This is a genomic window from Alkalispirochaeta americana (assembly GCF_900156105.1).
GTDB lineage: Bacteria > Spirochaetota > Spirochaetia > DSM-27196 > Alkalispirochaetaceae > Alkalispirochaeta > Alkalispirochaeta americana.
The window spans coordinates 45,019-58,148 of record NZ_FTMS01000012.1 but is presented as its reverse complement, the minus strand read 5'-3'; the positions used below and the strand labels follow the sequence as shown (position 1 = coordinate 58,148).

The 13,130-nt window shown below is 60.1% G+C and carries 14 protein-coding genes; 3 read left to right on the top strand and 11 right to left on the bottom strand.

Annotation, left to right across the window (positions count from 1 at the left end):
* Positions 1–116: 116 nt before the first annotated feature.
* Positions 117–1,553 (bottom strand): S8 family peptidase, encoded by a 1,437-nt coding sequence (locus BW950_RS09920; RefSeq protein ID WP_159438776.1) that lies wholly within the window; start codon positions 1,551–1,553, stop codon positions 117–119.
* A gap of 47 nt (positions 1,554–1,600) precedes the next feature.
* On the bottom strand, positions 1,601–2,812 hold the full coding sequence (locus BW950_RS09915; protein ID WP_076489145.1) for an OmpA family protein: 1,212 nt from the start codon (positions 2,810–2,812) through the stop codon (positions 1,601–1,603).
* Positions 2,813–3,002: 190 nt separating this feature from the next.
* Here BW950_RS09915 and BW950_RS09910 point away from each other — a divergent pair, with 190 nt between their 5' ends.
* Positions 3,003–4,091 carry a DbpA RNA binding domain-containing protein gene (locus tag BW950_RS09910; protein ID WP_083943914.1) on the top strand — a complete coding sequence of 363 codons (1,089 nt, stop codon included), beginning with the start codon at positions 3,003–3,005 and terminating at the stop codon, positions 4,089–4,091.
* Between the two features lie 52 nt (positions 4,092–4,143).
* Here the strand turns inward: BW950_RS09910 and BW950_RS09905 are convergent, their stop codons facing one another.
* The gene (locus BW950_RS09905) at positions 4,144–5,034 is read right to left on the bottom strand and encodes a hypothetical protein (RefSeq protein ID WP_076489143.1); all 891 of its coding nucleotides are present in this window, start codon (positions 5,032–5,034) and stop codon (positions 4,144–4,146) included.
* A 42-nt stretch (positions 5,035–5,076) separates the two neighbouring features.
* Here BW950_RS09905 and BW950_RS09900 point away from each other — a divergent pair, with 42 nt between their 5' ends.
* On the top strand, positions 5,077–5,763 hold the full coding sequence (locus BW950_RS09900; RefSeq protein ID WP_076489142.1) for an MBL fold metallo-hydrolase: 687 nt from the start codon (positions 5,077–5,079) through the stop codon (positions 5,761–5,763).
* Positions 5,764–5,778: 15 nt separating this feature from the next.
* On the opposite strand, the gene BW950_RS09895 is transcribed toward BW950_RS09900, so the two are convergent.
* Both BW950_RS09895 and BW950_RS09890 read right to left on the bottom strand, forming a co-directional pair.
* Entirely contained in the window at positions 5,779–6,183 is a 405-nt protein-coding gene (locus BW950_RS09895; protein WP_076489141.1) for a hypothetical protein, read from the bottom strand.
* A gap of 126 nt (positions 6,184–6,309) precedes the next feature.
* Positions 6,310–6,666, bottom strand: a complete 357-nt coding sequence (locus BW950_RS09890; protein ID WP_076489140.1) for a TraR/DksA family transcriptional regulator — start codon at positions 6,664–6,666, stop codon at positions 6,310–6,312.
* Between the two features lie 191 nt (positions 6,667–6,857).
* Between BW950_RS09890 and infA the strand changes: the two genes are divergently transcribed.
* Positions 6,858–7,076 carry a translation initiation factor IF-1 gene (gene infA, locus BW950_RS09885; protein WP_018526106.1) on the top strand — a complete coding sequence of 73 codons (219 nt, stop codon included), beginning with the start codon at positions 6,858–6,860 and terminating at the stop codon, positions 7,074–7,076.
* Here the strand turns inward: infA and BW950_RS09880 are convergent.
* From BW950_RS09880 to BW950_RS09855, 6 genes are read right to left on the bottom strand one after another with little or no spacing between them, the layout of a single operon-like run.
* Complete coding sequence (locus BW950_RS09880; protein ID WP_234969084.1) at positions 7,061–7,453, bottom strand: Smr/MutS family protein; 393 nt, start codon at positions 7,451–7,453, stop codon at positions 7,061–7,063. The two genes, infA and BW950_RS09880, sit on opposite strands and share 16 nt — an antisense overlap.
* The gene (locus BW950_RS09875; protein ID WP_083943913.1) at positions 7,443–9,563 is read right to left on the bottom strand and encodes an SH3 domain-containing protein; all 2,121 of its coding nucleotides are present in this window, start codon (positions 9,561–9,563) and stop codon (positions 7,443–7,445) included. The genes BW950_RS09880 and BW950_RS09875 overlap by 11 nt, the downstream gene beginning before the upstream one ends.
* The gene (locus tag BW950_RS09870; protein ID WP_076489138.1) at positions 9,512–10,117 is read right to left on the bottom strand and encodes a tetratricopeptide repeat protein; all 606 of its coding nucleotides are present in this window, start codon (positions 10,115–10,117) and stop codon (positions 9,512–9,514) included. Before BW950_RS09870 ends, BW950_RS09875 begins: the two co-directional genes overlap by 52 nt.
* Positions 10,114–11,103: a vWA domain-containing protein gene (locus BW950_RS09865; protein WP_076489137.1), complete on the bottom strand. Its 990-nt coding sequence runs from the start codon at positions 11,101–11,103 to the stop codon at positions 10,114–10,116. The genes BW950_RS09870 and BW950_RS09865 overlap by 4 nt, the downstream gene beginning before the upstream one ends.
* The gene (locus BW950_RS09860; RefSeq protein WP_076489136.1) at positions 11,100–12,101 is read right to left on the bottom strand and encodes a VWA domain-containing protein; all 1,002 of its coding nucleotides are present in this window, start codon (positions 12,099–12,101) and stop codon (positions 11,100–11,102) included. The genes BW950_RS09865 and BW950_RS09860 overlap by 4 nt, the downstream gene beginning before the upstream one ends.
* Complete coding sequence (locus tag BW950_RS09855) at positions 12,088–13,098, bottom strand: hypothetical protein (RefSeq protein ID WP_076489135.1); 1,011 nt, start codon at positions 13,096–13,098, stop codon at positions 12,088–12,090. The genes BW950_RS09860 and BW950_RS09855 overlap by 14 nt, the downstream gene beginning before the upstream one ends.
* Between the last annotated feature and the right edge of the window lie 32 nt (positions 13,099–13,130).

Here is a 13,130-nt window from a genome sequence, read left to right as displayed (position 1 = left end):
CCAGGACGATTCGGCCCCGACGAGTATTCTCTTGGGGGGAAACCGTAGTGCAGGAGGCCGGTCTTCTGCAAGATACCCCGAACAAGGGCAGATTGCAGCCAGTCCTGCCGGCGGGTTCACCGGGAAAAGTGGATGATCTCGTCCTGAAAGGCTATCTGCACCAGAGGATGAGCGTTCAGCTCCTCCAGGAGGGTCGAGCCCCGTTCCCCGGAAGAAACCTCTGCCCGCAGGAGAACCCCCCGGGACACAAAGGATATCCCCCGTTGCTGCGAGAGCTCGCGCCCCAGCCGGTCCAGCTCCTGCGAATCCTGAAGGATCTCCCGGACAGGGACCACCACAACCCGGGGAACCCCCTCCTCGTTCCAGAGAAGATCCTCCGGAGCAGGAGAGAACCCGGGGTCGGTCCCGGCAACGCTACGGGTGCTCAAACGAAGCGAGGGACTCCCCTCCCCGGCTGCCTGAACAACGGCTGCACCGGCATCGACCAGGCCGAAACCGAACTGGTCGTTCCGGCCGGGACTTCCCAGATCCCGGGCCGTTTCCTGGAGGATCTGCCGGATTTGCTCCGCCGAAAGGCGGGGATTCACCGCACGCATCAGGGCTGCCACGGCGCTCACCAGAGGAGCGGCCATGGAAGTACCAGACATGGCTTTGTAGAGATTTTCCGGCGTTCCCTCACCAGGAACGGTACTGACAAGGTTTTCCCCCGGAGCCACCAGCTCCAGGTCTTCACCGTAATGGGAAAAACTGGCCCGGTTATCGTCCCGGTCAAGAGCTCCCACGGCGACCACCTCGGGAAACCGGGCCGGATAATCAACCCGGGACAGGCCGCCCGCCGGGTTGTTTCCCGCAGCAGCCACAAGAACCACATCCTTCTCAGCGGCAAAACGGATCGCCCCGTGGAGAGCTTCCCGGGACGTTCCCCAAAGAGAGGCTATGCCCAAGCTCAGGTTGATCACCCCCGCCGGGCGGGCCGGCCTGGCCCCAGAAGCCCCCGGGCGGCCGCCGGCGGCGTAATAGATCCCCTCCACCAAATCGCTCAGGGAGCCCTCGCCCGTTTCGGAGAGAACCGTCACGGGCAAAAGGGGCACCAGGACCCGACGGTACCCGTTAAAGGCGGCCCCCACTACCCCTTTCTCGTTGCCCCCCAGGGCACCGGCAAGGCCGGCCACGTGGGTGCCGTGATCATGAGGATCAGCAGATGGATCATCCCCGAGGAAGACCGCACCCTCCTCGCTGATAACAGCATGGAGATCCTCGTGGTCCTGATCGAGGGCGCTGTCCACCACGGCCAGGACCACCGGAGAAACCCGACCGAGCGCCTCCCGCTCTGCCACCAGCCGCCACGCCCGGGGAGCGTTGATCCGGTCCAGGTGCCAGAGCTCCCCCTGCTTATACCGAACTTCATCGGGCTCCACCGAAACAGGCGTTCCCGAAAACTGATCACCCGCAGAAAAAGGGAGGTCCCGGCACCCGCCGATCCCGGGAAGAAGCAACACGAGGAAGATCCATGGAAGCAGAGCCTGGGCGGGGCGATCAGGATTCAGTCTCACCCCTTTAATATACGACGCAGGAAGGGACCGAACACCCCCCGGAGGGGCTAATTCTCCAGAATCGTGATCTCCACGCGGCGGTTTCGGCGCCGCCCCTGGGGAGTATCCTCGGAGGATATCGGATTCCGGGCGCCCTTGCCCTGGTACAACAGTTGTTCCCGGGTTCGAACCCCCCGGCCCAGGAGAAACTGCCCCACCGCCTGGGCACGCTCTTCGCTCAATCGCTGACGCCCCTCTTCGGTACCGGCACGGGCGGTATGGCCCGTGATAAGCACATCCCGATCGGGGTGGTCCTTGAGGATCTCCGCCAACCATTCAAGTTTTTCCAACTCCGAATCCATAATCTCTGCCGAGTCGGGAGCAAACCGGATGTCCTCCAGGGAGATCGTCACCCCCTGCTGATCGGAGCGAACCGTGGTGTCCCTCACGTTTCGATCGCGCATCGATTGCTCGATATCGTCACGAAGACGGTCCCGTTCCAGAGGGGGCGCGTCCAGGACCCGCCCATCGGCAACTCCCCGCAGCTCCACTCTGGTCCCGTCTGCAAACTGAATAAAATGGGTGTAATCCTCTTCGTAATAATGGGGTCGTCCCGCCACCTCATCCCAGAGGAGCCGCTGGCTAAACTGGCCCGTCATGAGGCGAAGTTCCCGGGCCTCGGCGGTCTCCCGGGAGGGTCGAAAAAAAACGCTGTACCGAATAAGCACCTCGGGAAAAGAGGCGCCCTCGAACTCCCGCATGCCCTGGTAGGTATAGGAAACGCGAATGGGCAAAACCAGGGGATCCGAAACCCCCAGGCCCTCCCGAAAATCGTAGACCTCCTGTCCGGGCATCTCCCAGGTCTCGCCCGGCAGAACCGCTCCCTCGGGAAAGGAAGGAACATCCCGCACCTGGGGGATGAAGGAGGAAGCAGGCACCTCCTGCGGTCCCAGGGGATGCTGGATAAAGGAGACCTCCTCTTCCCGGTCCATGGCAAAGATGGAGGTTCCCAGGTCGGTCTCCTCGGAGATCTGGTAGTGTCCGTGGACCCGCCAATCCTCCTCCAGACGAACCCGGAGGCGAGTGAGAATTTCTGTCGTGCCGAGAGATTCACCGTTCAGAAAAATCTCCTGGCGATTTACACCCACAATGCGATACTGCTCGCCTGGCCGGTGGGCGTAGCGAAACAGGCGCGCTTCCTCAGCGGCCAGAACCGCCGATCCTGTCCATCCAAGGACCAGAATCACCCAGACAACCCGGGAAAATCGAGAGACCATCATACATCTAACGGTCGGCTTCAGGGCTGCCTTTCTTGATGGACCTGACCAGGGTTTTCTGCAAAGCCCCCTCTGGTGACCACCTGACAGGGCTCATAGCTGCTCATATGACAGCCCTCCTGGCAGTACACCTGTCAGGAGACAGCCCTCGGGGCCGTGCAATTCTTGACAAAGCCTGCGCTAGACACATACCATGCCATCGGTGAACGTTGCAGAGGCGCATACATTACCATGGATCGGCGGTCGTGCCGCAGTACTCACCGCTCCCGAGGGTGAGTCAGAGCAGGTACTCCCGGCGCTCCTGCCCCGAAGGACTCGCTGGAGTCTTCGGGACAAGTTCGTTCTTGTTCTCTCCCGAGATGAGGAGTGGCTGAGGAAGGCCCGGACCCTGATCGAGACACCCGCTGGAAATCCCCAAGGGAGACCCGGCGAGGTTTCCCGGTCATCACCGGAGATTTCCTTTGCCACACCCGGGATGATCATTGACGGAGTCCGCCGCCAGGAGGTCGATCTTTCCGGGATCACCCACCTTGTAGCGCATGTGCCTCCCGACGAAGAGATATCGTTTTCTGCCGATGTGGGGTTTATCATCTCCCGCATTCGCCGCCGCCCCCGGACGGTCCTGATCGCCGAAAAACCCCTGGCGGAAGAGGCCCGCCGTCGGCTGCCGTACCACCGGTGGAACGCTCTCGATCTTCACCGATTACATCGACCCCCGAAAGGAAGTGCCCCTATGGCGAGATACAAAAACATCAGAAACCCCGAAGAACTTCAGCAGACGGTCAAGGCGATCATCCAGGACATCCATGACGAGGCTGACCCCCTCGAGATGAACGATTACCGCCGGTTTATCAAGAAAAACGTCTCCATTTTCAACCGGGCCTATTTCACGGCATGGCTCCTGAAGCAGCTCACCGAATCAGGCCGCGGAGGCTATCAGCCCCGGACACGCCCCGCCCAACCGAGACGGACCAAAGGGGCCGAGAAGGCCAGCGCCAAGTTCGTCGAGAGCCAGGATGGAGGCGACCCCATCGAGGGAGACACCCAAACCCTCTTTGTGAGCATCGGCAAAAACCGCAGGGTCTTCCCCAAGGACTTTATCGCTCTCCTCACGGAAATCGACGGCATAACAGGCGAGCAAATCGGCCAGATAAAGATCCTCGACAGCTACTCCTTTGTAGAGGTCAATACCGATGTTGCCGATCGTGTAATCTCCCAGTGTAACGGCCTGGAGTACCGGGGCCGAAAACTAACGGTCAACTACGCCCGAAGCAAGAAATGATGATCCCGCCAGAGATATCAGCCTCCAGGGATATCAGCTTCGGAACATTCGGCTAGGGAGCAAAGAGCGTGATCGCCAGCACCAGGGCGATCACGCCGCTGTTTATCCCCACCCCCAGAGCCAGAATACTCACCGCCCCCAGCTCCCGAAGCCACACCCAGGCACCCACCCGGGCCGAGACCTCCTCAAACCCGCAAAAACGGGAGGCATCACGGATTGCCCGTCGGCGTCGCGCCTCCTCCCAGACCTTCCGGTACAGGTAGTACCCTCCCGCTCCGGGAGGCATCAAAGGCGTAAGGGGAACCAGGGCAAGAACAATTGCAAACCGGGCGGCTTCCGGCGCCACCGGCAGAGCCGCCAGAGCTACCAGCAGCTGAGCCAGAAACCCTCCCGTGAGCGCACCAGGTGTCACGGCGTTCCAGTATTCGTTGCGTTGTCGCCCCGCCCAGATCACCCGTTTTAAAAGCCCCTGGGGGGAACCTTCGTACATTATTATCAGAGGGAAGATCCCCTGCCGTTGACGAAACACCATTTGCCCCGATTCCTGCCGGGCAATGCCGGCAACATAGAACTGGGTTCCTTCGGCGAGGGCCAGCATTTCGTGCCAGAATACCGCCTTGGGAGGTTCTTTCGGTCGCCGGGCGCCACGACCCCGACCGGGAAACAGAAACAGGGGGGTATCTTCCACAACGACCCCCACCGAACCGGCTCCGGAATCGAGCCACAGAAGGTCTTCACCCTGAAGCGATTCCAGCCGCCCAAAGAGCTGATACCACCCCTCCTGGTGAGTGTCGCTCAGGAGCAAGGGGAGAGACGCGCCACGAGAAACGGCATGCCGAAACCGTCGCCACCGCCGCCGAACCCAAAATGCCCCCGCCCCCGGGAGAAGAAGATAGAAGAAAAGCGCCGTGAGGGCGGCGAGAATCGCATATTGGCTGGCCATCACCGTTGAATCCTCCTCGCTATTTTGCTACCTTGAGGCATCATGCTCACACATCGCGTTATCGTCGGGTCCATGTTTACCAATACCTACATTGTCGCCACGGGAAAGAAGGAGTGTCTTCTGATCGATCCCGGGGCTGAAGGCGCTACGATCATCAAACGTCTGGAGGTGATGAATCTTGTGCCCAAGGCAATTGTATTTACCCACGGCCACATTGACCATACCTCGGCGACCGCAACAATCCTGCAGCACTATGCCGAACGGGGCCACGAAATTTCCCTGGGGATTCATCAGGATGACCGTCCCTTTCTCGGCGCTGACGGCCACCAACGCAACCAGGATCTCTTTTCGCACTTTGGAGAACTCGCCCTGGAAGCCTTTGACAGCTTTGAACAGGAGGTACCCGAGGCGGAGTTTTGCTTCTCTGAAGGGGATCACATTCTGGATACCGATCTGGTGGTGCTCCACACGCCGGGCCACAGCCCGGGCAGCAGCTGCTTCTACAGCGAACCCCGGGGAATTCTTTTTACGGGGGACACCCTCTTTTTTAATACAATCGGCCGAACAGACCTTCCCGGAGGTGATCAGGATCAGGTCCTCAAGGCTGTGACGGAGCGCCTCTTTGAACTCCCCCCGGAGACACGGGTCTTCCCTGGCCACGGTCCCCTGACAACAATAGAGCGGGAGGCCCAGAATAACCCCCTGGAAAGCAAGGGCGCCACGATCTGATCCGATGGCCCCGGCTCACGCGCTTATATCGACGAGGAATCCCTGGGCCAGGTCCGGAACGAGCGACCTGCCCTCAATGCCCCGAAGGAACTCCTCGGTCATCTCCGACAAGAGTTTCTCCTGTCGCTCAAGAGAATCGGTTATGTCCATGTCCTGGGCAAGAACCGCCTCCTGAGATCCCCGAATCCGGGTGATCAGCGCATCCAGAGCCCTGAGCCGCGAGAGCGGGTGGCCCTGATGGCCCTGAAGGGGGGGGATGCCCCGCACGTGTTCCAGGCGGGTATACATTGAGCCCGTTACAGGGATCGAGACCGGATGAGACCGCAGGCTGGCCCGTACCAGATCGGTCAGCGGAACCGTGCCGTTGCGAACCTGCGCCGCCTGCGCGGTGGTGTGAGCAAGAGCCTGTGAAGTATCCATACCACGCCTCCCTGATATATATATCGGAAGAGACGCGGCCTCAATTTAGCCTGATCCCTCGGGACCAGCCCGTTTCTTTGTGTACCGGCCAGGCAATCTGCAGACACCATCGGTGTCTGCGGAAGCTTACCGGTTTCTGCGTTCGATCTCGCTCTGGTATTCCACGCGATAGAGCGCATAGGGGATCGCTTCAAGACGCTCCCGGGGAATGGGCTTTCCGCTCTTGAGGCAGAGACCGTATTTCCCGCTGTCGATTCGTGCCAGAGCCGACTCGATCAGCCGGAGCTTCTTTAATTCCTGATCGCCCAGGGCACTGAGAATCTTTTTATCAATATCATTGCTTGCAACATCAACCAGATCCTTGGTATCGCTTGAACCAGCCATCGCCCGGAACTCTTCGTCTTCCGTAACTAACTGGTGCAGAATCTCGGACCTCATAGTCTCGAGCCGTTTTTTCATTGTTGCGACAAACACTTGGTCCATGGGAGCCCTCCTGGAATCTAAACGACAAAGTCCGATGAAATATAAGTATGGAGCAAAAAAAGTCAAGACCTTCTCGATCAATCCCGGGCCAGCCACATTGACACGGCCCCGAAAAGCGCCTACCATGGGTCCAGTTCGTATCTCGTTCGCCGAGAGCAAATTATAGAAAAGAATACAGGCAAGGAGTTGCTGTGGCAAAAGAAGAAGCCATTGAGGTAGAAGGAGTTGTCAAGGAATCGCTCCCCAACACCATGTTCCGGGTTGAGCTGAAGAACGGTCATGTCATCCTCACCCACCTTTCAGGCAAGATGCGCAAGCACTACATCAGAATTGTACCGGGAGACCGTGTAAAAGTCGCACTCTCGCCTTACGACCTCACCCGAGGCCGGATCATTTATCGCGAACGCTGACGGACGATCGCCCAGGTTGCACCCGTACCGCCCTCCTGAGCAGAGGGGGTTCCCGTGGCACCCACCGACCGATCGGCCTCCAAATAGCCCTGAACAAGACGTCGGAGCACCCCGCCTGTCTCTCCGTGTGTTCCCTTTCCGTGGATTATCAGCACTTTCCTGATCCCTTCGGCCCGGGCGGTCGCCAAGAAACGCCCCAGCGAGAGCCGGGCCTCTTCCTGGGTCATTCCGTGGAGATCCAGTGTTCGCTCAACCGGAAGACGCCGTGGAGCAAGCCGTTGTCGCAGATCCTCTTCCTCATCCATGTCCTTCATGCCTGTCGCCGATGCGCAGGGGGGATACCGCTGAAGGTACAGTTCCATGGGGTCAGGCTTCATCGTCTGCTCCTAAACGCCATATATCCAGTTTTGGGACCCACCCGGATAGTCCGGATCCGGTCCGTATAAGATAAAATTGATCGTAGGATAATTCAATCTTTACCGGTTGGGCCGGCTGGATTTCCACCCAGGGGTCGGCCGATTCATCGGGAATGCGACGGACCGCCACGGTTGCCGTGGCCACCCCTTCAGGGGCCTTCTCTGCCCCCAAAGACCAGACAAGCCCCGCCAGGATAAATACACCGGCCATGAGCAGACTCACCAGACCGATCGACCTCCCCAGGGATGACCGCTTCAGCAGGAGCATCCAGAAGAGGGTCCATACCGCAAAAAGCGCGAGAAAGAAGAAATCCGGCCGTACCGCCGCAGGGAGTTCCAGCTGGTCGGGAATATCAAAATAGAGGCTGGCCTCCTGCAAGGCCTCGCGGAATGCGCTTTTTTCGGGAGCAAGACGGGCTGCACGGCGAAGGTGGTACACCGTCGCGAGGGCGTTATCGGCCTGAAGGGCCAGAACGCCTCTGTTGAAATGCAGGCCTGCGTGGTTGGGATGGTCCTGAAGCTCAAGATCGTAGAGAACACCCGCCACATCGGCCTTACCCTGGGAGAGGAGCTCTTCAGCGCGAAGGAGGCGCCGTTGGTTCAGCAGGGGAACGATGGTTCCTGCCGAAAGAAAGAGAAACCCGCCCAGAACCAGGGAGATCGCCCCCGTTCGGGATACTCCCCGCCCCTTCCCCCCACCACTCGAGCGAACCGAGAGGAGCCGGACGACTGCAAATACCAGAGGACCCAGAAGAAAGAAAAAAAAGGGCCAGACCAGATCTCTCAGGCGATACCATCGAGGTTGCTGCAGCTCCGCCAGAGAGAGCAGATTCAATTCGGGGGACTCCCGGTCGCCAACTCGCTCTTCAGACTCCGAGAGCAACTCCAGAAAAAAGGTCCGGGGAGAGACGGTGTGAACCACGGCAGTTTCAGGATCGAGGTACGAGAAGGCGCTCACCGTGATAGAGCCACGGCCTTCTTCCTCCAGCGGCTGGAACCGGAGTGTTCTGGTCCGGGTTCCCCGGTAGCCCAGTAGCGACTCGGTGTCGGGGAGAACATCACTGGAATCATTCTCGTCCACCTCGGAGAGCCCCACGAGAGAAACCCGGGGGAAATCCAGGACCAGCAGGTTCCCCTCCCCCTCAATATGCATGACCAGCTCTCCCGTCTCGCCCTCCCGCAGAAGCTCCCTGTCCAGGGAAAGGGAATAATCAAAGCGTCCCACCGCTCCCGTGAGGTCAACGGCGGGAGGCAAGGGCTCCACGGGAATCTCCAGAGCCGTTGTATGGGCTGTTACCGCCAGAGCTTCCACAGAGGCGGCTGGAAGGACGACCTGGCCTGACGAGGTCGGTGTGAAAAGGAAGACCGCCACGGGAATGGTGAAGAGTTCTACCCCCGCCACGGACTGGGTTACGACGCGCCCCACACCGCTGATCTCCTCAAAGAGTCCTGTTTGAGGAGGACGGACGTTGATCGACTCAGGGTAGGTAAAGGAATCGATCCCGGTTATCTCCAGCACAACCGGCACGCTTTGCCCCTGAAAGACGCGATCCTGAAGGAGTCGCCACCGTGCGCCGAAGGGGACCGATGCTCCTCGCGAGGGGGCCGCCTCCACAAGCAGGGGGGGCACAAACCAGGGGCCCTGGTCGGTCTCGATCATGACGGAATCGATGATAAAGCGCCCGGCCTGGCGGGCTATCATCTCCAAACGCACCTCCACAACACCGTCGGGACGGGAAATCAGCACAGGTATCTCCTGAACATCTATCCCCGGGGGAAGCTCCGGAAGAACGAGCCGCACTTCTTCAGGAGAAACCTGATCGAGAAAGACCTGGGCAGAAAAACGCTCCCCCAAAACGACCTCGTAGCGCCGGGGGCCGCTCACGGTAAGAATTCGCTCGTCCTGAACTCCGGGAAACCCCAGGATCTGTTCCTGGGCAGAGCTATCCCCCTTCGGAACAACCACCCCCGAGAGAAACAGTACCAGAAGAAAATACCCCACCCCTCGCCGCAAGGAGATCACCAATCCTGAACGTCCGGCGATACTCGGGTTTCCTGATTTGCCCGCCATCGTTGCTCCTCTCTGCGCTTGATGTAGTCCAGCATCCGGTTGGTTCCGGCACCGCCCGGAGAGATCCCCGAGGCGGGACCGGCCCGTTCCGTCAACCCGCCCGCACCGGTGAGGTCCGCCTCAGCGCTGAGACGCTCCAGGGTGAGCTCAAAGTTTTGTTTTGCCGCGACACTCGAGGGGTTCACCTCCAGCGCAATGCGGAACTGACGCCGGGCCTCGCGGTATCGCCCTTGTTCGAAATAGTAAACCCCGCTGTTGAAGCTTGCCCCGAAGAGCAGTTCCCGACTGTCGCTCTCCCGGGAAGAATCCCAGCGTTCCAAAGCGGCCTCGGATTCTCCCAGGTAGTGATAGACGTTGCCCAGGTTATAGGAAAGCCAGGGGCTGTATTCTGCCGACTCCTGGGCCCGCAGATAGCTGACAATGGCCGCTTGATACTCTCCACGGCTTACACTGTAGTTCCCTCCCAGGGCAAGGATGTGAGGCCGATGAATGTTGCAGCCCGGCAAGGAGAAGATAACCACCACTACAACCACCAGGGCTCTTGCATGTTTCACAGAAGATCCCTCCACCGAAAACTCTGAACAAGAATCATTACCACGAGTAATCCCAGAGCAGCCAGGACAAAGAGGTGATAGCGGTCCACCGAAACCTGCCGGAACAGAACCGACACGCCCTCACCGCTCAGGTGTTCCAAATCCTGGACCAGGCGATTCACGATGGTAGTCTCGGAAATTGAATAGGCCTTCCCCCCCGTAACCGAGGCGATCTCCTCCATTCGCCGGGAATTCACCCCCACAATGACAGGATCGCCATGGCCGTCACGGAGAACCCCTCCATCGGTGGCAGGAATCGTGCCACCCGCAGGCGTTCCCGTGAGAACGGTAAAAACCGGGGTACCCCGATCGCGGAGATCTTCCAGAACCTGTCGACTGACCCCCAGATCGTGCCCTCCATCGCTGAAGAGCAAAATCACCCGATGCCGGGGGGTCCCCCCGGGGAAGAGATCTGCCGCCGCAGGAAGGGCTTCGTTCAAATCCGTTCCGGGGCTGGTAACCAGGGAGGGCGAGAGGTAGCTGATCGCCAGATCGAACGCTGCAGGATCCCCCGTGAGAGGAACCAGCACCGAGGACCCTCCCTTGAAAACAACAATACCCTTGGATGCCTCGGGAAAGCGCGAGGCCACCGACCGGGCCACTTCCCTGGTTCGAGCCAGCCGGGAAGGCAACACGTCTTCCACAAGCATGCTGTTGGAAACATCCACCAGGAAAACCAGTTCAAGGCCACGGCGTTCTTCCTCCACCGAGCGGCTTCCCCACTGAGGCCCCCCCAGGGAGACCACCAGCAGCGCCAGCGCCATGGTAAAAAGGACCGCTGAAATGAAGTTCTTCAGGACAAGTATTTCCAGAGCATCCTGGAGCAGCTTGCCCCCCAGATAGGCCGTCAGAGCCTCGCGGGAACGCCAGGCCGCAAAGAGCAGAAGTCCCATCACCAGAGGAACCCCCAGGAGAAGCCACAGATACACCGGATACAGAAAGGTCATGGAGCACTCCCGATGAGAAGACGCCGCAGAAACACATCCAGCACCAGAAGGATCACTGCCACAAGCAGCAGAATCTGGTGTTGGGGATGACGGTGAACCTGAACCCGCACACGGCGCTCCGAGGTTTCAACTGTCCCGATCGCGTTGAAGACCGCCTCGAGGGATCCTCCGCTGGAGGCAGAAAAAAACCGCCCCCCCGTCAGCTCGGCAATCCGGCGAAGCGATTCGGGATCATAGCCCTCCCGCACCGTACCGCGGTAGGTTCTGCCATCCTCGGGGTGCCGGAATTCGATTTCGGCCTCTCCCTCGCTGCCTACACCGATGGTATGAATACGAATTCCCGAACGGCCCGCCACCTCGGCAGCCGCTTCGGGAGATATCTCACCGGCGTTGTTTACGCCATCGGTAAGAAGGATAATCACCTGTTCCTGGCCGTCAGAACCGTAGAGATGAAGCGATGCCAGAGCCAGGGCCATTCCGATGGCAGTACCGTCACCGTACTCCATGAGGGAGGCCTCTTCGAGGGAGGAAATTACCAGATCGTGGTTCAGTGTGGGAGGAACCCGCAGGGCAGCCTCCAGGGAAAAGGCCACCAGGCCGATCTGATCGTTTTCACGCTGCTCCACAAAGCGGCGGGCCACGGACCGTGCGGCTTCGAGACGGTTCACGGGCTGCACATCCCGGGCTGCCATGGTGGGAGATACATCCAGAACCAGCATAATATCCAGTCCCCGGGTCAGAAAAATCCGCTCTCGCACCGTTTTCGTCGGCCCCGCCAGGGCGATCACCAGAAGAACCAGCGCGGTCCAGAAACAGAGATGCCCCAGCCGCATGAACACCACCCGCCCCGTCAGAGGAGCACGAAAGCCCTCACCACCGGAGAAGGTAAACGGGAAGATCATCCGGCTTCCCCGACCGCACCAGAAATGGCGCAGGTAGACCAGAACCGGAAGAACCAGGAGCAAGAGCAGATATCCCGGTCGGTCAAGAACCCACACGGGGCCCCTCCTTTCCCGGGTTACGACGTTCCCGGTAAACCCGGCTGGCCAGATCCCGCAACCGCTCCAGATCACCCTGCCGGTCCTCCATTGTCACAGGATGATCGGCAAACTTTACCAGATCACCGAAGCGAAACATCTCCATAAGGGGCTCCCGGACCTCCGGGGGCACCCCCGCCTGCTCCAGTCTCCCGTTCATCTCACCCGTGGTGGCCGCCCGGAGGGGTGCAGAAAAATGGCTTGCAAAGAAGACCCGGGCCTCATCGAGGAGGCGGATGTAGTATTCCTTTCCATCGATCTGGGTGAGATCGGCCTGGAGCGTTCGAAGATTTCGCGAAATCCTGCGGTACGGGCGGTTCTCGCGGTACCTTTGAACCAGGAGTCGCAGCCACCGGCGCAGCCCCTTGCCCGTCACCAGAATCAGCAGGGGAATCAGGATCACCGCCGAGAGCCCCAGAGCGATCAGCAAATGCGTGCCGGGCAACACAAGCGGGTCCCGAATGGGGGCAAGTTCGCCGGCCCCATCCTGAAGAAGGGAAGAGACCAGAACACTGATCCCCGAGAGCTCCAGAGCTCCCAGCCCGAGGGGGGGGAGCTGTCGGGTTCCGGTGAAAAACGGCTGAAAGACGATGCGGGCCTCAAAGCCGTCGGCACGGTGTACGATCGCCACGGAGTGAATCGTTACGGCCTCCGACGAGGGAAGAGGATCCGGCACGGTCAGATTGAGGGTCTCGCTCGTCCTCACCACCACCCGGGCCTCAACCATGTCTCCCACGTAGAAGGTCTGGGGCAAAAAGACAACCTCGGCGATCGCCTGGGAGGCGCTTGTCGGGGACGATGGTGTCTGGGCACAGAGGGCTCCCGACCCGGCGCACAGAAGCGCCAAAAGAGCCAGAAAGACCGGGAGGCGCACTCCAGAGGCAAGACCGCTCCACCGTCGTCCCCCCTCGTGTCCGGGCGGCAGCCTGTTGCTGGATGTTGACTCACCAACAATCACGTCGTCCCCCTTCGTGTCCGGGCGGCAGACCT